The following is a 19,403-nucleotide window of genomic DNA, read 5'->3' on the forward strand; positions in this document are numbered from 1 at the left end:
AGCTGGTTTTCGATTTTTTACAAAGACGGGCCGGTCGCAGCAAGCGGCCGGCCCGTCAGGAGATGATGGGGGCTGTCCACCCGCTCATGCCGGCCGGACAGCGGTGACGATTTCAGCCGATCAGAACCTGTGGATTCTCAGGCCCAAAACCTTTTCCGAGATGATCACAACGGCAAGCGTCAGAACGATCGACACCGTCGAGACGGCTGCCGCCTCCGGCGTGAAGTTGGTGCGCAGATAATCGTAAAGCTGGATGGGCAGGGTGGCGGTACCGATATTCTTCAGCATGAAGGAGATCGTGAAGATATCGAAGGAGATGATGAAGGCGAACAGGCAGCCGCCGATGACACCGGGCTTGATCAGCGGCAGCATGATCCGGCGAAAGCGCGTGAATGGACCCGCCCCAAGGCTTCTCGCCGCAAGGCTCCAGGAGGGGTCATAAGATTCCATCGCCGCCGAGACATTGATGAACACGAAGGGCAGCGTGATCAGCACATGGCCAATGATCATCGCGGCAATCGTTTTGGTGCCGATGCCGATCGAATAGACGAAGAACAGCAGCGATATGGCGGTCAAAACTTCCGGCAGAAGCAGTGGCAGGAGCATGGCAAGCCGGACGCTTTCCTTCCAGCGACCGGAATGCTGGATATAGAACATCGCCGCCATGGTGCCGATGACGCCCGAAATGATCGTCGAAACGGCAGCCACCCACAGCGATGTCCGGATGGCCCGCATGAAGACGTCATTGTTGAAGAACACGACATACCACCGGAAGGACAGGCCCTGCGGCGGGAATGTCAGGAATGCGCCGGCATTGAACGACGCGCCGACGACCACGAGGATCGGCAGCAGGAGAAAGGCGTAAATGATCAGGCAGTAGCCCGTCAGCAGGGGTTTCGACATCAGTTCGCCTTCCATTTCATGCGCGTGAGGCGGGCAAAGATCAGCACGACCAGTGCGCCCGTCAGCGACAGCAGCAATGCCATGGCCGAACCAAACGGCCACTGGAACGTGTCGATGAGGGCATCGACGACGCTGACGGCCATCGTCTTCACCCTGAGGCCGCCGATCAGCGAGGGTGTCACATAGGCGCTGAGCGACAGGACGAAGACCAGGATGCAGCCGGCCTGGATGCCCGGCATGGCGAGCGGCAGCACGATGCGCCGGAACGCCGTGACCCGGCCGGCGCCGAGCGAACGGGCCGCCGCCTCGATGGAGGGATCGATGCCCTGAATGGCGCTCATCAGCGGCAGGATCATGAACGGCAGGAAGACATGGACGAGCGCAATCACGATGCCGAGCGAATTATACATGAGAGCGAGCGGCCGATCGATCAGCCCCATGTTGATCAGCGTGCGGTTGATCATGCCATTGTTGCCGAGAAGGATCGTCCAGCCATAGCTGCGGATCACGATGCCGACGAGAAGCGGCGACAACACGAGCCCGTAGGCGAGGCCGCGAAACCGCATCTGGCTTCTGGCAAGCTGCCAGGCCACGGGAAAACCGAGAACGAGGCAGGCAAGCGTCGTGATGGCGCCGATCATCAGCGTATTGCCGACCTGCACCAGATAGAAACTGTCGGAAAACAGCCGCAGATAATTTCCGGTGGTAAAGCCCGGAGCATAAGGGGAGCCGTTGCCCGGATTGCGGAAACTCATGATGCCGATATTGATATAGGGCAACACCAGAAAGACGCCGAGCAGCACGGCGGCCGGTGCAATCAGCAGGAACGGTTTTGCGGAGCGGGCGCTGATCGTCATGCGGACGCCCCAAGTGGCCAGAAGCGGTCACCATCGACCTTGATCGTGACGCGGTCTCCGGCGCTCCAGCGATTGCGGGGAAAGGTCTGCACATTGATCGTCTGGCCATTGTCCAGCGTCAGGCGATAATCAACCAGGCTTCCCGAATAATAGCTGGCAGAGACGGTGGCCTGCGTGCCGTCAGTGCCCGGGCCGGCAAGCTCGACGGCTTCGGGACGCAGGGCAAGCGTGACGGTTCCGCTCGCAGCCGCCGGGATGCCGCGAACCGCAAACTGACCGAGAACCGTTTCGACTGCCATGCGATCGTCGGCAGCGGCGGAGACGACCCGGCCTTCCAGAATATTGACCTGGCCAACGAACTGCGCCACCTCGCGGGTGACGGGACGTTCATAGATATCCGCCGGCGCGCCGTGCTGGGCAATGCGCCCGCCGAACATCACGACCACGCGGTCGGACATGGTCATCGCCTCGGCCTGATCATGCGTCACATAGACGGTTGTGATGCCGACGCGCTTTTGCAGGTCGCGGATAAACACGCGCATTTCCTCGCGCAGCTTGGCATCGAGATTGGCAAGCGGCTCGTCGAGAAGCAGGATCCGCGGCTCGATCACCAGCGCGCGGGCAAGCGCCACGCGCTGCTGCTGACCACCGGAAAGCTGGCGCGGGTAGCGGTCCGCGTAACCCGACAGCTGCACCATATCGAGGACGCGGGCCGTGCGCGTGGCAATGTCGGATCGGGAGACGCGTCGCATTTCCAGGCCGAAGGCCAGGTTTTGCGCCACCGTCAGATGGGGAAACAGCGCATAGTTCTGGAACACCATGCCGATGTCGCGCTTTTCGGCGGGCACGTTGACCACATCCTGACCGTCGAAGCGGATGGCTCCGGCCGTTGCCTCCTCGAAGCCGGCAATCATCTTCAGCGTCGTCGTCTTGCCGCAACCGGAGGGGCCCAGCAGGGAGATGAACTCGCCATCGGCAATTTTGACGGAAATTCCGTTGACCGCCAGAGAGCTTCCATAGTCCTTGGTCAGCCCTTCAATGCTCACCTCTGTCATGATCGATCTTCCAAATTCTGCCCGCGATGGTGTTGCGCGTGCCTATGCCGGGATGTCGGGCCGCTGCTGCGCGGCCCGACCAGGGTGGTTCCGGTTAACGCCGGCGATCAGCGCATGACCTTTGCCCAGGTCTCGGCAAAGGCGGCCTGCTTCTCGTTCATGAAGTTCCAGTCCCAGGTCAGGACCTTGTCCATCATGGCGCCGGAAATCGGCACGTCCTTTTTCAGCTCCTCGGGGACGATCACCTTGGAATTGGTCGGCGAGACGAAGAATTGCTTCATCAGTGGCAGCTGGCCTTCGGGAGACAGCAGGAAGTTGGCATATTCATAGGCCAGTTCCTTTTCCGGCCCGTTGGCCAGGATGTTCAGCGTCTGGTCGAACATGATCAGACCTTCTTCCGGCACCACGACATCGATCGGCAGGCCCTGCGCGCGAAGGCGTGCGACTTCGCCGAAATCGAAAGGAGCCACGACAAATTCGCCGGACGCAATGCCGGTCGACAGGTTGAAATCGGCCTGGATGACGGGACCGAGCTTTTCGAGTGCCTTGAAGCCGGCATCGATATCATACTGGTCCTTGCCAAAAATCTTGGAGGCCAGCATCAGTTCCATTTTGCCGGCCGTGTTGGCAAAGTTGTAAAGACCGATGCGTCCCTTGAATTCCGGATTGTCCCAAAGATCCTTCCAGCTTTTCGGCGGCGTCTTCACCATGTCGGTGCGGTAGGCGAGCCCGATGGGCGACACCATGGCGACCGCGCCCCAGCCATCGGTCTTCTTGGCGAGCGGATAGAGATCATTGTAGTTCGACAGCTTGGTCAGATCGAGCTTCTCGAAAAAACCTTCCTTGCGAAGGCTCGAGGCGAAGGCTTCGTTGGTCATCAGGATGGAATAAGGCGGGTTCTTCACGCCTGCGGCCCGCAGATTGGCGCTCCACACCCGGCCGTTGCCGGCGTCAAGCGTTACGGCTGCACCGCTCTTGGCGGTAAAGGCCGGCGCCAGCGTCGTGCGCCAGAACTGTTCCCACGCGCCGCCAAGCGTCGGCACAACGAGTGTCTTACCCTCGGCGCGGACGGGCATGCCGATCATTCCGGCAGCTGCAAAGCCGCCCATTCCGGCAAGAAGGTGCCGTCTGTTCATGGTCATCATTTCAGTTCCCCTTATCGTTGCGGTGTCATGGGTCGGTGCAATGGGCGACGGGCGATCTTTCGCTTCCGTCGTCAGGATGGCTTGCTGAAGGCCTGGCTGGTCTTCAGCGCGATGTAATCTCCGTAGGTGATGGGCTCGTAGCGCGGTGCGGCCTTGGCTGCGAACGGCGGCAGGCATTCGATCACGGTGTCGCGCGAGGGATTGAGAAAGAACGGGATCGACTGGCGGCGCGTCGTGCCCTTGAAGGCACCAGGCGGATTGGCGACCCGGTGCGGTGTCGACACCCACTCGTCATTCGACCAGCGCATGAAGGCATCGGCAATATTGACGACATAGGCGCCTTCGATGTTGGGCGCGTCCAACCATTCGCCGGCGCGGTTGCGAACCTGAAGCCCGCCGGGAGAGGCTTCCGAGCGCAGAATGGTCATGAAGCCATAATCGGTATGCACGCCGGCGCGCAGCTGGCCGGGAAGCGGGCTCTCGCTTTGTTCGGGATAGTTGATCACCCGCAAGGCCGAGAGATGGTTTTCAAACGCCGGCTCGAAATAATCCGGCGCAAGCCCGATTGCCTGGCAGAACGCCCGGCGCAGGTGCCGTGACAGCGCTTCCATCTCGGCGAAATAGGCATGAAAGGCGGCCTGCAGTCCGGGCGGTGTGGAAGGCCATGTGTCGCCGCCGAGCCGGTGACCGAAATTCAGGCTTTCCTTGTAGTCGCCCGGCGTCTTGATGCCGAGTGTGGCGCTCAGCGCCTCGTCGGCGATCGGCGAAAACGACACGCCCCCTTCAAGCGCCGTGCCGCGACCCTGCTGCTTTTTCCATTCCTCCGGCTCATCGAAGAAGGCACGGGCGAGGTCATAAAGCTTAGCCGTCACCTCTTTGGACACGCCATGACCGGTGACGAGAAAAAAGCCGGTTTCGCGGCATGCCGCCTCGATCGCCTTCACGACGGAATCGCTGCCCTCGGCGCCTGCGATGAAAGGCGCAATATCGATCACGGGGATCGCCTCTGCGGTGGTCGTTGACGCTATCTGCATGGGTCTGCCCTTTTCGTTCTGTTCTGCCCGTCGCTTCGAGGGTGGGATCAATCGAGCCCCTGGAAGGGCGCATCGCGGAATTCGAGATATTCCTTGAGCGACATCTTCTGCAGATTGCGCATCCATTCCTGGCCCTTGGTGCTGACATGCAGGGCGGCAATGGCGTGGACGTTGTAGTCGAAGGAGGTGTAAAGGCCGGCGGCAACCTGCTGGTTGTTGATGGAGGCCTTGGCGAACTTGATGGCGGGGACCGGCATGCGTGCCAGCTTGCGCGCCAGGTTCTCGGTCTTTTCCTTCAGCTGGTCTACCGGCACGATCTTGTTGATCAGATGCATGCGCAGCGCTTCTTCGGCGTCCACCAGATCGCCCGTATACATCAGCCAGCGCGTGTCGCGCGTCGAAAGCAGCCACGGCATGAACAGCGCCGGCGGACCGGAGTTATGCCGCACTTCCGGTTCGCCGAACTTCGCATTATCGGCCGCGATCGCCAGATCGCAGGACATCATCAGTTCCAGCGCACCGGCCAGCGCATAGCCGTTGATGGAGGCGATGACCGGGATCGGCGCCTTCCAGATATTGAGAAGCGCCTGGGCGTTCTCCGTCATATCCTCCTGCCAGGATTCGATATCGACATCGTAGTCGGCGCCTTGGAGATCGTAGCCGGAAGAGAAGGCCCGCCCGGCGCCGGTGATGACCAGGGCATTGACGTCCGGATCGGCAACCGCCATGGCGACCGCCCGGTCGATCTCGCGCACCGTCGTCTTGTTCATCGCATTCAGTTTGTCGGGGCGATTGAGGGTGATCGTCGCAAACTTGTCCGTACCGTCCTTCTCGTAGAGGATGGTTTCGAAGGGGGCGGTCGTGCTCATACGGTCTTCCTTTTTGCGGTCATGTCTTGCGGAGTGGCGGCTGCGGCGTGGGCCGGTTTCGCCAGAAGGTCAGCCTTGCTTTTCTCAAAGCGTGCAATCGCTGCCATCTTGACCGGGCCGAAACCACGGATCTGATCGGGCAGACGGGCAAGTGCGGTGGCATGCTCGATCGTGCCCTGCGACAGCGATGCCGAAAGCTCCTCGATCAGCCGAAAATAATCGGCCACCAGCCGGCGCTCGGTGCGGCGCTCTTGCGTATAGCCAAAGACGTCGAGGGGCGTTCCGCGAAGCACCTTCATCTTTTCGAGCGCTGCAAAGGCCGGCAGGATCAGCTTGCCTGGAATGGCGATCTTCGCCGGATTGCCGGTGCGCTTGTCGATCCTGCGGGAAAACAGGGGTGGCGCCAGATGGTGCTTCACCGAATAATCTCCCTCGAACTGCGCGGCGATCTTGTCCTGGAAGCTCCGGTCGCGGTGCAGGCGGGCAACCTCATACTCGTCCTTGTAGGCCATGAGCTTGAAGGCATTGCGCGCCACCGCCTCTGCAAAGGCCTCTCCCCCGTCCAGCCCGGAGGCTGCGGAGCGAGCGGTCTCCACCAGAAGGCGGTAACGGCGCGCATAGGCGGCGCTCTGATAAGCCGTGAGGAATTCGACCCGCCGTCCGACGATGTCCTCGAGCGTTTCCGCCGGCTTTTCCTCCACCGCTCCGATACCGGCCGCCGCGTTGACGGCGTCCGGATCGATCGCGGAGCGGCGGCCCCAGCCGAAGGCCGCTCGGTTCATGGCAACCCCGGTGCCATTGAGATCAATGGCAGTGAGGATCGCCTCAAGCGAGATCGGCACCAGGCCGCGCTGAAAGGCGTGGCCAAGCAGGAACATGTTGGCGGCAATGGCATCGCCCATCAGTGCCAGTCCGAGCTTGGTGGCGGCGACCAGATTGACCGCATCGGGACCGGCGGCCTTGCGCAAGGCGTTGAGAGTCGCTTCCTGGCGAAAATCGAGCGCGGTGTTCTGCACGAAGGAGGCTGTCGGGGCAAAGTGGTTGTCGAGAACGGCCTGCGTGCGGCCCGCCTTGAAGGTCTGAAGCGCGCTTTTTGCCGCCGAAACCACGATATCGAAGCCCAGCACCAGATCGCTTTCGCCCGAGCCGATGCGGATCGAGGAAATCTGCTGCGGATTTTTGGCGACACGAAGATGGGACACCACCGCGCCGTTCTTCTGCGCCAGCCCCGTCTGGTCCAGCGTCTGAACCGCAAGGCCATCGATATGCGCGGCCATCGACAGGATGGCGCTGACGGTGATGACGCCGGTGCCGCCGATGCCGGCCAGCAGCATGTTATAGGGGCGCTCCGAAAGCGTGCGCATCTGCGGCAGCGGCAGGTCATCGAACGAGACCTTTGCCGCCTTTGCCGCCGGTTTCCGGATCGCCCCGCCTTCGATGGTCACGAAGCTCGGGCAGAACCCCTTGATGCAGGAAAGATCCGTATTGCAGCTTGACTGGTTGATGCGGCGTTTGCGGCCGAACTCGGTTTCCTGCGGCTCGACAGATATGCAGTTCGACACGGCGGAACAATCGCCGCAGCCTTCGCACACCAGTTCGTTGATGAAGGCCCGCTTGTCGGAGACGGCAAGGGCGCCGCGCTTGCGACGGCGGCGCTTTTCCGCGGCACAGACTTGGTCGTAGATGAGGACGGTGACGCCCTCGATCTCGCGCAGCTGCCGCTGCACGTCGTCCAGTTCGTCGCGGTGATTGACGCTCACCCCCTTGGGCAGGTTGCCCTGCCAGACTTCCGGGCGTTCGGCGACGACGGCGACACGGGCGGCGCCTTCCGCCAGCATCTGGCCGACAATGCCCGGAACCGTGACTTCGCCATCGTGTTTCTGGCCACCGGTCATCGCCACGGCGTCGTTGTAGAGGATCTTGTAGGTGGCGTTGACCTTGGCCGCGATTGCCGCGCGGATGGCAAGAACGCCGGAATGGAAATAGGTGCCGTCACCCATGTTGACGAAAATATGCTTTTCGTCGGTAAATTGCGACAGGCCGATCCAGGCGCCGCCTTCACCGCCCATCTGGGTGAATGTCGAGGTATTACGCTCCTCGAGCCCGACCACCATCATGTGACAGCCGATGCCGGTGGAAGCGCGGCTTCCTTCCGGCAGGCGGGTCGAGACACTGTGCGGACACCCGGAACAGAAATAGGGATCGCGCTTCAGCGCCGGGGTCTCGATGGCGCTTGACGCAAGAGCCGCTTCGATGTCGCTGGCCCGGGCGGCCAATCCTGCATCGCGATCCTCAAGAAGCGACAGGATCGCACCGGCCACGGAGATGGCATCGATCTCGCCGGCCGCCGGCAGCAGAGGCCGGCCGTTGACGCCGGTCTTGCCGAACACGCGCGGTCGCTGGTCGGCTGCCATGTTGAACAGCAGGGATTTGATCTGGTCTTCGATGATCGGCCGCTTTTCCTCGACCACCAGCAATTGCTCCACGCCCGACGCAAACCGCGACAGCCCTTCCGGTTCGAGGGGCCAGACAAGGCCTACCTTGTAAAGCCGGATACCGAGCGAGAGCGCCCGCTGCTCATCGATGCCAAGGCTCAAGAGCGCGCCCTTCAGATCAAGCCAGGACTTGCCGGTGGAGACGATGCCGAGCCGGGCCTTGCCCGACGGGATCGTCCAGGGCGAGCGATCGATGGCATTGGCGCGTGCAAAAGCATGCACGCCTTCCATCTTGTTTTCTAGCCGTCGCTCCATGGCATGCGGACCATCCGGCCAGCGCAGGGAAAAACCGCCCGCTTCCGTTGGATACACAATGGTCGACGCTTCCGGATCAAGGGTGACGGTGGCCGTGCATTCCACCACTTCCGTCTGGCACTTGAAGCCGATCCAGGCGCCGGAATAGCGGCTCATGGCCCAGCCCAGCAGGCCGTAATCGATATATTCGCCGACGCCGGCGGGCGACAGAAGCGGCACCATGGCCGAGATCAGGTTGTGCTCGCTCTGGTGCGGCAGGGTGGAGGAGACTGCGCCGTGGTCATCGCCCACCAGGAGCAGCACGCCGCCCTTGGCATTGGTGCCGACCGCATTGGCGTGGCGGATGACATCCATCGTGCGATCGACGCCCGGCCCCTTGCCATACCACATGGAAAACACGCCATCGTAACGCGCGCCGGGAAACAGCGAGGTCTGCTGTGTCCCCCAGACGGCGGTGGCGGCCATGTCCTCGTTGAGGCCCGGCTGGAAGCGAATGTGGTGTTCGGCAAGATAGCGCTTGGCGCGGGCCATTTCCCGGTCGAAGCTTGCCAGCGGCGAACCGCGATAGCCCGATACGTAGCCGGCCGTGTTCAATCCGCGCGCCAGATCGCGCTGGCGCTGCACCATCGGCAGGCGCACAAGCGCCTGCGTGCCGGAAACGAGAATGGCGCCACGCTCGAGCGTGTAGCGGTCATCAAGCCCGGGGGCCCGTTCGGACGGCGTGGGATCGGATGCGGGGGCGGCGCGCGTGGCAGACATTATACGTACTCTGCTGCCGCAGGCTTCATATCGAAGACGCGGCCGGGATTGAGAATGTTGTGCGGGTCGAAGGCTGATTTGAGACGACGCATGGCCGCCATTTCCCCAGGCGTTCTGACCCAGGGGAGCCAACGCTTCTTGTCGAGGCCGATGCCGTGTTCGGCGGAAACGGCTCCGCCATAACGGGCAACGGCGGCAAAGGCTGCGTCCGCCACGCGCGCGTGCTCGCGGGTGCGGATGAGGTAATGCAGGTTTCCATCGCCGAGATGGCCGAAGATATAGAACCGAGCATCCGGATCGGCGCTCAGCACGTCTTGCGAAGCCGCATCGAGGAAAGCCTGCATGACCGGGATCGGCAGCCCGATGTCGAAGCCGATCATGTGATCCATGCTGAAGATGAACTGGCTTGCCCCCTCGCGCAAAGCCCAGATCGCCGCATAGTCGCGCGCGGAGGTGGAGACGGCCACATCGCTTAAAAGGCCATCGTCATAGGCAGCCATCAGGGCCTCGGCAAATCGGGCCTCGTCATCGGCTTCCGACTGTCCCTGGATCTCGACCAGCACATACATGCCGGCATCGAGGGGCACCGGTGGCGTAGCGCCCAAATGCGCGATCACGCCGGCATAGACATCCGGGAAAATCACTTCGAACGCCGAGAGAAGCGGACCAAGCTGGCTGCGAAGACGCTCCAACAGGAGGATGGCCGCCTGAAGCGATGGCAGAGCACAAAAGGCATTGGCTTGCGCGCGCGGCTTCGGGTGGAGCTTGAGGCAGGCCCGCGTCACCACGCCCAGCGTCCCTTCCGTGCCGATGAAACAGTGGCCGAGATCATAGCCGGAATTGTCTTTCGGCAAGCCCTTCAGATTGGAAAGGATCGTTCCATCGGCCAGCACCGCTTCAAGCCCCAGCACCTGGGCGCGGGACATGCCATAGCGCAGGACACGAATGCCACCGGCATTGGTGGCGATATTGCCACCGATGGTGGCCGTTCCGCGCGCGCCGATATCGACGCCGAACATCAGATCATGGTCGGACGCCTTCTCCTGCACGGACTGGAGCGTGGCGCCCGCTTCGGCAAGGAGAGTTCCGGCCGCCGTATCGACGGCAGAAAGAGATGTCATGCGCTCAAGAGACAGCGAGACTTCGCCCGCCTGGGGCCGCGCGCCGCCGGACAGGCCGGTGCGCCCACCCTGAACCACCACGGGTTGGCCGGCCGCATTGCAGGCCGAGAGAATAGCGGCAACCTCTGCCGTGTTGCGCGGACGAAACACCATGGCCGGCGTCGCACCGCGTTCGTCGGTGGCATCCCCGCAATAGGCATCACCCACCGCCGCGCCGGCAAGAATAGCATTTCTATCCAGGACCCGCGCAAGATCTGCGGCAAGCGCGTCAAGTCTGCCGACTGAAGCCGTCATGAACGGCTGCCGGTGCAATGGATGGTTCTCGGGCACAAAATGCCCCGGTGCAGCGATCCCACCATTTTTGTTCCCCTGGTTATCTGGATCTGCGGGCAGGTTATCGCCAATCCAATATTTGTCAAACCTATATTTAAATGGTAATGGCTTTCTTGCTCGAGCCATGCAATCACTGCGTTCAAGCGAAGGAAGAGGCGCCATGAATCTGAGATATGATGAGGTCGTGCGATCGGGGATTGCCAAGCAGGTGGCGGAGAACATCCGCTCGGCCATCATGGACGGGCGCCTGAAGATTGACGAGCGCCTGCCGACCGAGGATGATCTGGCAAGAAGTTTCGGCATCTCGCGCCCGACCGTGCGCGAAGCCCTAAAGAGACTGGCGGCGCAAAACCTCATCCATTCGAGGCGCGGCCCGCAGGGCGGCAATTTCGTCAAGCGACCGGATCCCGAGGGCCTGTCCAAGGCCATAACCGGGGCTGCAACGCTGCTGGTGGGCGTCGGCGCCTTCGATATCGACGAGATCGTGACGGCGCGGCTGGAAACGGAAACCATCTGCTGCCGGCTGGCCTGCGAGAATCGCCAGGAAGAGGGCTTGCAGGCGATGGCCGCAGAGATCCTCGTGCAGCAGGATGCGTCGATCAGCGACGAGGAATTCTGCGCCTCGGACGTGCGTTTTCACCGGGCGCTGATCGATTCCAGCGGCAACGGCCCGCTGAAGCTGATGATGTACACCGTCATCGAAGCCTTTATTCCGATCACCAACATGATCGTTTTCCGGGTGCGCGAGCGCCGTCAGGTCGTGGCATACCACACGCAGATCATCGATGCCGTAAGAGCCCGGGATGCAGGCGCTGCAACCGCCGCACTTTCAGAGTTGTTGTCTTACGTGCGCACCAGCTACTCGGCAGCGCTGGACGCCCGCGGCAAGCGCGAAAAGACCTGAGGCAATCAGGGCTTCATCCAAAGAAATCACACAATAAAATGATACAAGGGGACAGCATGACCGGTTCATTCACAGCGATGGTTATCGACACCGTGGACGGCAAGCCGAAGAGCGCTTTCAGGCAATTGTCAGTGTCGGATCTGCCGGATCACGATGTTCTGGTCGAAGTTGCCTTCTCGACGCTCAACTACAAGGATGGCCTGGCGATTTCCGGCAAGGGCCGTATTGCTCGCCGAACGCCTCTGGTCGCCGGCATCGATCTCGCCGGTACGGTGGTTGAATCGCGCTCGCCCGCCTGGAAGGCCGGCGACAAGGTCATCGTCAACGGCTACGGCCTGTCGGAAACCGAATGGGGTGGCTATAGCCGTTTCCAGCGCCTGAAGTCCGAATGGCTGATCGCGCTGCCGGAAGCTTTCTCCCTGGAACAGGCCATGGCGATCGGCACGGCCGGTTATACCGCCGCACTCTGCGTCAACGCGCTTGAGGACTGGGGCATGATCGCAAGTTCCGACCTGCCGGTTCTGGTGACCGGTGCAGCGGGCGGCGTCGGCTCCGTCGCCATCAGCCTTCTGGCTGCAAAAGGCTATGCGGTGACGGCCTCGACGGGTCGAGCCGAAACCCATGACTATCTCGCCTCGCTTGGCGCCACGAATTTCATCGACCGATCGAGCCTTGCCGAAAAGGCAGGCCCGCTGCAGAAGGAAGTCTGGTCCGGAGCTGTCGATTCCGTCGGTTCCACCACGCTTGCCAATGTGTTGGCACAGACCGTTTACGGCGGCGGCGTTGCCGCCTGCGGCCTCGCCGGCGGGGCGGATCTGCCAGCCACGGTACTGCCGCATATCCTCAGAAGCGTCGCACTTCTGGGCGTCGATTCCGTCATGGCGCCGATCGCCAAGCGCAAGCGAGCCTGGCAGACACTCGCAGACACCCTCGATCACGGCAAGCTTGCGCAGATGACCCGGGTCGAACCCATGTCGGCGCTGCCGCAGCTGGCGCAGGATATCATCGACGGCAAGGTGCGCGGCCGCGTGGTAATCGACGTGACGGCATAGCCCGCACGTCGCAGCCGCCCATAATTTGTAACGTAGAACCTGCGGGGATGTTCGAAGCGCTCCCGCGGGCCTTGCACGGTCGCAAATGTGCGTCATGAGACTGGTCCTCCCCTTCCCGCTTCGCAGGAGGGCAGGATCGAGAGGGCATGGCATTGTCGAGACGCGGCGGGGCCGAGCCCCGCGGGCGCAGAATTTCCGGGGGCTATCGAGCGGGAACCTCAATATTCTCGAACATCGCTCGTCCGGCCGCATGCCCAGCGAGACGATCCGATCACGAAGACGCCCCGCCAGTTCGTCGCCTGCGGAGGTGCGGCGCAGCGTGCCCTGCTGCATCGGGTGTCCGGATGGTCCGACCTGTTCAGTCCTTCAAAGACTCCATGAACTGCTTCACCCTGGCGCACGCGTTGACCGCTGTCCCCGACGCGGTGCTTGCCTTGTCGTCTACATAGGCAGCAGGCGGACCTTTGATGTCGACGGAACGCATGGATCCCAATGGTATAAAAGACATAACCTTATGATCTTTGGATTGACCGCCTGTACCGGGCTGTGAGATTGTAGCCACTGCAAGTTGGGCAGACGGCGGCGGGCCATGTGGGCAGTATCTGGAGCGAATGGGAGGACAGTCGCAGTGGCGCGCAGCCGCGGCATCTCCTGCCCGGTGCCGCCCTGCACGGACATTAGGCATCAGTGGCACGATGACCGTCCGCACGGGTTCAGCATGGTGCGGGCAAAACCGATCCGTGGTGATGCCTCGATGGTGCCGGGGCAACCGCATCAGGGACGGAAACCGTGATCCTCTTCTGCGCAGGCGGCAGTTCCGCTATCCGATCATCCACTCTCTTCTCGCCCGGGGCCACAGTCTAAATGGCAGGAACCTTTTCACCAACGCCGCTCTATCATCGCGTCTATGCCGTCATGCGGGAACGCATCACCAAGGGCTACTATCCGAGCGATGTGCCGGTGCCGAGCGAGGCGGAGCTTTCCGAGAGCTTTTCGGTGAGCCGCATTACCGTGCGGCGCGCCATGGAAATGCTGACGGCGGAAGGCCTTGTGACGCGCACGCGCGGACGCGGCACTTTCGTCAACGACCGCAACAGGGGAAACCAGTTCAACCGCGCGGTGGTCTCCAATATCAACGGTCTTTTCAGCTATCTGAATGCCGTCGGACAAAGCACGCGGCTGAAGGTCATCAGCCTCGATCTCGGCGAAGCGCCGCCACGGATCTGCGCGCAGATGGGCGTTCCCCCGACGACTCCGCTCGTGCGTGCAGTCCGGGTCCGCTCGCTGGACAAGCGCCCCTATTCGCTCTCCATCGCCTACCTTCTCCCGGAGATCGGTGAGACGCTGAAGCGCCAGGATCTGGCGACGACCAACATGATCGATCTCGTGCAGCAGGCGGGCGCAAGCGTCGAGCAGGTGGAGCAGACGCTGACGGCAACCCTTGCCGACGACTATGCAGCCAAGCACCTGGAAATCCCGGTGGGAGCACCGCTGATGCTGGTCAACCGGGTCTTCTTCAATGCGGATCTTAAGCCGTTTTACGTGGCGGAAATTTTTTACTGCGCAGACCGCTACGAATACCGCGTCTCGCTGAAGCGGGAAGACGGCAAGGATTTTTCGCTCGGAAGCTAGTGGCCGACCAGGAACCCCACGCCAGCCCGCCGCCGAGACCACCGGATGGCGAGATAAAGCTGCGCCGACGGTAAGCCGGCGCAGATCCGTAAACGTGCCGCTCAACCTTTGCTGGCGCGTTCTGCTGCAGCTCCGGCCATCATCATGGCATTTAGCATGTCGAGACGCGGCTCCACAGGGGCGGGATAGACCTCGCGGCCGTGGGTGAGGCCGAGCGCCAGGAAGGTTTCCACCAGCTTGTAGGTGAGCGGACCCGGGTTGACGACCGGAACCGGCAGGTTTGCCGCCAGATACTCACCTGCCTGGTGCATGGTGGTGGAGCCGAGGCAGATGACGTCTGCGCCGTCTTCCTCGATGCAGCGCATGGCAACGTCGCGCATGCGCGGGAAGACACTGTCTTCCTTGCCGTCGAGAAGATTGGAAAAATCCGGTGGCTGATCGAAACTGCGCACCGAGGCGCATTGGCGGTCAAAGCCGTATTCGCGGATGGCCTTGCGGTAGCGGGCAAGCGCCGGCTGCCATTGCGCCAGAACGGAAAAACGGGCGCCCAGCGTCAGCGCATAGAGCATCGATGCCTTGCCGGCGCCGATGACGGGAATGGAGAGCACGGACCGCAGCATGACCATGCCGCTGTCGGACATGGTGTCGATGCAGACCGCATCGAAGCCTTCGGCCTCTGCCTTGCAGCCGGCTTCGAAGATGGCGAGATCCATCAACCCCCAGTCATGCGGCGACATGAAGGAGGTCGGCCCGCAGGTGACCGGGCGATAGGTCAGTTGCCAGCCGGCCGGCAGCGGCACATGGCGTGACTGCGCCTCGCGATTGCGCACGCCTTCCTCATCCAGCGCGAAGGGAACGATTACCAGAATGCGCGTCATCGGCTTGCCTCCAGATAGTCTTGTCCCGCAGCGCCAATGGCGCGGATCATCTCGTGTTTGGGAGACAGCGGCGCCGGCCACGTCGTCTTGCTGTGCGTGAGGCCAAGGTCCAGCGCGATGGAGGCCAGCTTGTATGTCAGCGGGCCGGGGTTGATGACCGGAACGCCAATACGCTCGGACAGCCAGGCATGGGCCTCATGCATGGTGGTGGAGCCGAGGATCAGAACCTGCGCTCCGTCCTCTTCCACACACCGGCGCGCGGCTTCAAGAAGCAGCGGGAAAACCTCGTCCTCCTTGCCGGAAAGCAGGCTCTTGTTATCCGGCGTCACGCCGATCGAGCGCATCGAGGCGCATTTGTGCTCCATGCCCAGTTCGCCGAGCGTCTTGGTATAAAGCATCTTCCATCGGTCCCACATCATCAGGATGGAGAACTTCTCGCCCAGCATCTGCGCCACCAGCATGGAATGCCGGCCAGGCGCGATAACGGGGATATTCAGCACGGATCGCAGCATGGCCATGCCGCTATCCGACATGGTGTCGATGCAGACCGCATCGAACCCCTGTATTTCCGCATCGAGACCGGCGTCGAGAATGGAGAAATCCGCCAGCGCCATATCGTGCTGGCTGGAGTAGTTTTTCGGGCCGACCCGCACCGGGCGGTAGTGAAATTCAATGCCGGGACCGAGATCGACGGCCTGCATCTGGGCCTGCCTGCGGGCGAGATCATCCTCTCCCATCGGAAATGGCACGATGACCAGAACCTTCTTCATCTGTTGCTCCTCCTGTTTCGTCGGGCACTTGTGCTGTGGTGGACCCGTCAGTCGGCCGTCGCGGCAATACGAGCCGCGCTGATGCCGGCAAGCCTGCCGAAGGCCGTGGCGCTCAAAAGGCCATTGCCGGACAGGTAGCCATAGTTGGAGTGGCCGGAGAGACCGCGCGCGGCACCGCCACCGGCCATCAGGTTCGGCAAGGGCGTTCCGTCTTCGCGCAAGACCCGCGCCTCGGCGTCAATCACCAGTCCGCCCTGGGTGTGAAACAGGGCGCCGTTCACCTTCACCGCCCGGTAAGGCGGCGTCAGCATGTCCTCGGTGGTGAAATACCGGCCGAAGCGGTCGGGTTCACCGGTCTTTGCAGCCTGCTCGATGGCCGACAGTTCCTGCCCGATGACCTCGAGGGGAAGCCCGGTGACGGCCGCTAGTTCTTCGATGCTGTCTGCAGACTTCACCACGCCGAGCTTTCTAAGTTCGCGGTAGTCGTGGAAGCCCATGGCTGCGTCTTCGCCGGCCAGACCGAAAACATCCCAGGCGATATGGGCGGGCTGTGCCGCCACTTCCGCCGCATGCTCCGAATAGCCGCGCATCTCGTTGGAGAAGCGCTTACCTTCCATGTTGAACAGCACGCCACCCTTGGTGATGACGGCCCAGGTCAGCGGAAGACCGTGCGGATGGGCAACCGACCCGTGGCCCTGATAGGCGCCCATGTCGGCAAGCCCCGCCCCAAGCGCCGCACCCCATTTCATCGCGTCACCGGTGTTGGAAAGATGCCCGCAGCATTCCGCCTCGGCAATTTCGGGGATATGCTGGCGCACCATGTCGGCATCACCCGCAAAGCCGCAGCAGGCAAGAACCAGCGCCTTGCAGCCCAGCATTTCCTCTGCGCCATCCGGTCTCCTGAACCGGACACCCGTAACGCGGCCCGTGCCATCCACGTAGAGATCCTCGACGGAGGCGCCGGTGATGAGATCGATGCCGGCATTGGAAACCGCCGACAGCAGGTTTTGCTCCAGATCTGCCCCGGTGCGGCTCTTTGGCCCGTGCATGCGAAGGCGAGAATGACCCGGGTAGAGAAACCCCGTCACCAGTTCAAACTCGATCTGATGCTTTTCCATCAGCCAGTCGATCATCGGGCCCGCCGCCGTCGCGGCCGCAAGCGCCTGATCGTAGGGCGTGTGATCATGGGTCTTGGCGACCAGATCCCGGGCAAACAGTTCCGGGCTGTCGTCGATGCCCGCCTCCTTCTGCAACCGCGTGCAGGGAGCGGGAATAAGGCCCGCCGAAAGCGAGGTGGAGCCGCTCGGGTTTTCGTCCCGCTCCAGCACAAGCACCTCCTGGCCCTCATCATGGGCGGCAAGGGCTGCCACCAGACCGCAGGCCCCTGCCCCCACCACGACCACCGGCACCACGAAATCGAACTCGACGCCGTCAGCGGAAAGTACTGCCATGTTCATTCTCCTCCAGACAGAAAGAGGCGCGCCGTTTGAGGCGCGCTCAGTACGTCGTGCGATTTTCTTCCGGTGTGCCGTAGCGTGCTTCCAGTTCCTGGATTTCCGGCATGCGAGCCATGTCGAAGAACTGCTTGAAATTCATCACGTTGGGTGCGATCGAGGCGATCGTCTCCTCGGTCTTCAGCACGTCCAGCGTCTTGCGCGCCGCCTCGCAGGCCGACAGCAGCAACCAGTTGGGATAGATGATGAGCTTGAAGCCCAGCGCCTCGATTTCCGTGCGGGTGAGGAAGGGCGTCTTGCCGGATGTCGCCATGTTGTAGAGCAACGGGATCCCCGGAAAGCGCGGTGCAATATGCGGCAGGTCGTCGGGGCCGGGGCTTTCGATGAAAATCACGTCCGCGCCGGCTTCGCGGTACATTTCGGCGCGGTCGAAGGCGGCGTTGCGTCCCTGCAGGGCCAGCGCATCCGTGCGGGCAATGACGACGAAATTCTCGTCGATGCGGGCATCCACCGCCGCCTTTACCTTGGCAACCATGTCCTGCGCCGAGATGAGCTGCTTGCCGGCCAGATGGCCGCAGCGCTTCGGCAGAACCTGATCTTCCAGATGCACGGCTGCCACGCCGCCGCGTTCATAAAGCTGGATCGCACGACGCACGTTCAAGGGGCCACCAAAGCCGTTGTCGGCATCGGCGATCAGCGGCACGTCGGAGGCATCGGCGATGCGCGTGGCATTGTCGACCATTTCGGTCATCGTCAACAGGCCGACATCGGGATAGCCAAGGCGGGTTGCTGACGTGCCGGCACCGGTCATGTACATGGCCTGGAAACCGGCTTCCGCGACGAGGCGCGCATACATGGCGTCCACCACGCCTGGAGCCATGAGGGCTCGTTCACCTGCGAGAGCCTGTCGCAGGCGTTGGGTCCGGGTAAGAGACATCGTATTCTCCGTTTCTGCGTAAATTCGGGCGCTTCCGGCCGGAAGACGGCCGGAGCGCTGTTCACATTCCGAGATAGGCCTGACGCAACTGCGGATCGGCGAGCAGTTCTGCCGCCTCCCCCTGCATCACGAACCGTCCTTGCTCGATGACATAGGCGCGCTTGGCAACCGTGAGCGACTGCATGACGTTCTGCTCGACCAAAAGCACCGCCACACCTTCGCCATTGATCCTGGTAATCAGGCTGAACATTTCCTCGACCATCAGCGGCGAAAGCCCAAGCGACGGCTCGTCGAGGATGATCAGGTCCGGCTCCGACATCATGCCGCGGCCAATCGCCAGCATCTGCTGCTCGCCGCCGGAGAGCGTCCCGGCCAACTGGGCCAGCCTCTCCTTCAGCCGCGGAAAGATCGTGCAGATATGGTCGAAATTGCGCGCCCTGTTGGCCGATGCCCGGCGAAAGGCGCCAAGCTTCAGGTTTTCGGCCACCGAGAGGTTCGGGAAAATCTTGCGGCCTTCCGGGACATGCGCGATACCGAGCGCCACGATATCGCGCGGCTTCTTGCCGGAAAGCGGCACGCCCTTGAAGGATATGCTGCCCGCACTTGGCCGGATGAAGCCGGAGATGACATTGTTGAGCGTCGTCTTGCCGACACCATTGGAGCCGAGGAGCGCCACGATCTCGCCGGCCTCGACGCGCATGTCGAGCCCTTGCAGCACGGCCATCGAGCCATAGCCTGCCTTGATGCCGGAAATCTCAAGCATGGTGTGCCTCCTGCAGGCGGGTGGCCGCGCCGTGACCGAGATAGGCTTCCACGACGGAGGGATCCCGTACCAGCTCTCGCGGCGGTCCGTGGGCAATCATCTTGCCCTGGTTCAAAACATAAGCCGTCTCTGCAAGGCTCATCACGGCCTGCATCACGTGCTCGATCATCAGGAAGGTGTGGCCCTC

General features: G+C 62.3%; 16 protein-coding genes and 1 pseudogene. 3 read left to right on the plus strand and 14 right to left on the minus strand.

Annotated features, from left to right (window positions below; all coding sequences use genetic code 11):
* Positions 1 to 120 precede the first annotated feature (120 nt).
* The 8 genes from ACEXP3_RS09660 to ACEXP3_RS09695 form a co-directional block, all read right to left on the minus strand.
* On the minus strand, positions 121 to 903 hold the full coding sequence (locus tag ACEXP3_RS09660; RefSeq protein ID WP_245366821.1) for an ABC transporter permease: 783 nt from the start codon (positions 901 to 903) through the stop codon (positions 121 to 123).
* Entirely contained in the window at positions 903 to 1,760 is an 858-nt protein-coding gene (locus ACEXP3_RS09665; RefSeq protein WP_210106586.1) for an ABC transporter permease, read from the minus strand. Before ACEXP3_RS09665 ends, ACEXP3_RS09660 begins: the two co-directional genes overlap by 1 nt.
* A complete protein-coding gene (locus ACEXP3_RS09670) occupies positions 1,757 to 2,815 on the minus strand; it encodes an ABC transporter ATP-binding protein (protein ID WP_377297066.1) in 1,059 nt (352 codons plus the stop codon). The genes ACEXP3_RS09665 and ACEXP3_RS09670 overlap by 4 nt, the downstream gene beginning before the upstream one ends.
* 107 nt (positions 2,816 to 2,922) lie before the next feature.
* Positions 2,923 to 3,960 carry an ABC transporter substrate-binding protein gene (locus tag ACEXP3_RS09675; protein ID WP_377297067.1) on the minus strand — a complete coding sequence of 346 codons (1,038 nt, stop codon included), beginning with the start codon at positions 3,958 to 3,960 and terminating at the stop codon, positions 2,923 to 2,925.
* A 71-nt stretch (positions 3,961 to 4,031) separates the two neighbouring features.
* A complete protein-coding gene (locus ACEXP3_RS09680; protein ID WP_377297068.1) occupies positions 4,032 to 4,994 on the minus strand; it encodes an isopenicillin N synthase family dioxygenase in 963 nt (320 codons plus the stop codon).
* Positions 4,995 to 5,041: 47 nt separating this feature from the next.
* Complete coding sequence (locus ACEXP3_RS09685; RefSeq protein ID WP_377297069.1) at positions 5,042 to 5,863, minus strand: enoyl-CoA hydratase/isomerase family protein; 822 nt, start codon at positions 5,861 to 5,863, stop codon at positions 5,042 to 5,044.
* A complete protein-coding gene (locus ACEXP3_RS09690; RefSeq protein ID WP_377297070.1) occupies positions 5,860 to 9,372 on the minus strand; it encodes an indolepyruvate ferredoxin oxidoreductase family protein in 3,513 nt (1,170 codons plus the stop codon). Before ACEXP3_RS09690 ends, ACEXP3_RS09685 begins: the two co-directional genes overlap by 4 nt.
* A complete protein-coding gene (locus ACEXP3_RS09695; RefSeq protein ID WP_377297072.1) occupies positions 9,372 to 10,787 on the minus strand; it encodes an FAD-binding oxidoreductase in 1,416 nt (471 codons plus the stop codon). Before ACEXP3_RS09695 ends, ACEXP3_RS09690 begins: the two co-directional genes overlap by 1 nt.
* 199 nt (positions 10,788 to 10,986) lie before the next feature.
* Here ACEXP3_RS09695 and ACEXP3_RS09700 point away from each other — a divergent pair, with 199 nt between their 5' ends.
* The 3 genes from ACEXP3_RS09700 (at position 10,987) to ACEXP3_RS09710 (ending at position 14,414) form a co-directional block, all read left to right on the plus strand.
* Positions 10,987 to 11,730 (plus strand): FadR/GntR family transcriptional regulator, encoded by a 744-nt coding sequence (locus ACEXP3_RS09700; protein ID WP_210106593.1) that lies wholly within the window; start codon positions 10,987 to 10,989, stop codon positions 11,728 to 11,730.
* Between the two features lie 56 nt (positions 11,731 to 11,786).
* Positions 11,787 to 12,782 (plus strand): MDR family oxidoreductase, encoded by a 996-nt coding sequence (locus tag ACEXP3_RS09705; RefSeq protein WP_377297073.1) that lies wholly within the window; start codon positions 11,787 to 11,789, stop codon positions 12,780 to 12,782.
* Between the two features lie 864 nt (positions 12,783 to 13,646).
* Positions 13,647 to 14,414, plus strand: a complete 768-nt coding sequence (locus ACEXP3_RS09710; RefSeq protein WP_377297074.1) for a GntR family transcriptional regulator — start codon at positions 13,647 to 13,649, stop codon at positions 14,412 to 14,414.
* 101 nt (positions 14,415 to 14,515) lie between these two features.
* On the opposite strand, the gene ACEXP3_RS09715 is transcribed toward ACEXP3_RS09710, so the two are convergent.
* The 6 genes and pseudogenes from ACEXP3_RS09715 to ACEXP3_RS24710 form a co-directional block, all read right to left on the minus strand.
* Positions 14,516 to 15,292, minus strand: coding sequence for an aspartate/glutamate racemase family protein (locus tag ACEXP3_RS09715; protein ID WP_377297075.1), 777 nt, complete (start codon positions 15,290 to 15,292; stop codon positions 14,516 to 14,518).
* Positions 15,289 to 16,062: an aspartate/glutamate racemase family protein gene (locus tag ACEXP3_RS09720; RefSeq protein ID WP_377297076.1), complete on the minus strand. Its 774-nt coding sequence runs from the start codon at positions 16,060 to 16,062 to the stop codon at positions 15,289 to 15,291. The genes ACEXP3_RS09715 and ACEXP3_RS09720 overlap by 4 nt, the downstream gene beginning before the upstream one ends.
* 47 nt (positions 16,063 to 16,109) lie before the next feature.
* Positions 16,110 to 17,513: an FAD-dependent oxidoreductase gene (locus ACEXP3_RS09725; RefSeq protein WP_377297077.1), complete on the minus strand. Its 1,404-nt coding sequence runs from the start codon at positions 17,511 to 17,513 to the stop codon at positions 16,110 to 16,112.
* Positions 17,514 to 17,559: 46 nt separating this feature from the next.
* Positions 17,560 to 18,453: an isocitrate lyase/PEP mutase family protein gene (locus ACEXP3_RS09730; RefSeq protein WP_281067751.1), complete on the minus strand. Its 894-nt coding sequence runs from the start codon at positions 18,451 to 18,453 to the stop codon at positions 17,560 to 17,562.
* Positions 18,454 to 18,514: 61 nt separating this feature from the next.
* Positions 18,515 to 19,216 (minus strand): ABC transporter ATP-binding protein, encoded by a 702-nt coding sequence (locus ACEXP3_RS09735; protein ID WP_377297079.1) that lies wholly within the window; start codon positions 19,214 to 19,216, stop codon positions 18,515 to 18,517.
* Positions 19,209 to 19,382, minus strand: a pseudogene (locus ACEXP3_RS24710) (ABC transporter ATP-binding protein C-terminal domain-containing protein); the annotation flags it as partial. The gene ACEXP3_RS09735 and the pseudogene ACEXP3_RS24710, both read right to left, overlap by 8 nt.
* Positions 19,383 to 19,403: the final 21 nt, after the last annotated feature.

The organism is Neorhizobium fuzhouense, from assembly GCF_042611105.1.
Taxonomy (GTDB): domain Bacteria; phylum Pseudomonadota; class Alphaproteobacteria; order Rhizobiales; family Rhizobiaceae; genus Neorhizobium; species Neorhizobium galegae_A.

Bases quoted from the DNA above. Each gene is read 5' to 3' on its own strand.
- ACEXP3_RS09725 (WP_377297077.1), bottom strand. From the start codon at position 17,513: ATGGCAGTACTTTCCGCTGACGGCGTCGAGTTCGATTTCGTGGTGCCG.
- ACEXP3_RS09670 (WP_377297066.1), bottom strand. From the start codon at position 2,815: ATGACAGAGGTGAGCATTGAAGGGCTGACCAAGGACTATGGAAGCTCT.
- ACEXP3_RS09675 (WP_377297067.1), bottom strand. From the start codon at position 3,960: ATGATGACCATGAACAGACGGCACCTTCTTGCCGGAATGGGCGGCTTT.
- ACEXP3_RS09680 (WP_377297068.1), bottom strand. From the start codon at position 4,994: ATGCAGATAGCGTCAACGACCACCGCAGAGGCGATCCCCGTGATCGAT.
- ACEXP3_RS09705 (WP_377297073.1), top strand. From the start codon at position 11,787: ATGACCGGTTCATTCACAGCGATGGTTATCGACACCGTGGACGGCAAG.
- ACEXP3_RS09695 (WP_377297072.1), bottom strand. From the start codon at position 10,787: ATGACGGCTTCAGTCGGCAGACTTGACGCGCTTGCCGCAGATCTTGCG.
- ACEXP3_RS09710 (WP_377297074.1), top strand. From the start codon at position 13,647: ATGGCAGGAACCTTTTCACCAACGCCGCTCTATCATCGCGTCTATGCC.
- ACEXP3_RS09715 (WP_377297075.1), bottom strand. From the start codon at position 15,292: ATGACGCGCATTCTGGTAATCGTTCCCTTCGCGCTGGATGAGGAAGGC.
- ACEXP3_RS09685 (WP_377297069.1), bottom strand. From the start codon at position 5,863: ATGAGCACGACCGCCCCCTTCGAAACCATCCTCTACGAGAAGGACGGT.
- ACEXP3_RS09690 (WP_377297070.1), bottom strand. From the start codon at position 9,372: ATGTCTGCCACGCGCGCCGCCCCCGCATCCGATCCCACGCCGTCCGAA.
- ACEXP3_RS09665 (WP_210106586.1), bottom strand. From the start codon at position 1,760: ATGACGATCAGCGCCCGCTCCGCAAAACCGTTCCTGCTGATTGCACCG.
- ACEXP3_RS09735 (WP_377297079.1), bottom strand. From the start codon at position 19,216: ATGCTTGAGATTTCCGGCATCAAGGCAGGCTATGGCTCGATGGCCGTG.
- ACEXP3_RS09720 (WP_377297076.1), bottom strand. From the start codon at position 16,062: ATGAAGAAGGTTCTGGTCATCGTGCCATTTCCGATGGGAGAGGATGAT.
- ACEXP3_RS09700 (WP_210106593.1), top strand. From the start codon at position 10,987: ATGAATCTGAGATATGATGAGGTCGTGCGATCGGGGATTGCCAAGCAG.
- ACEXP3_RS09730 (WP_281067751.1), bottom strand. From the start codon at position 18,453: ATGTCTCTTACCCGGACCCAACGCCTGCGACAGGCTCTCGCAGGTGAA.
- ACEXP3_RS09660 (WP_245366821.1), bottom strand. From the start codon at position 903: ATGTCGAAACCCCTGCTGACGGGCTACTGCCTGATCATTTACGCCTTT.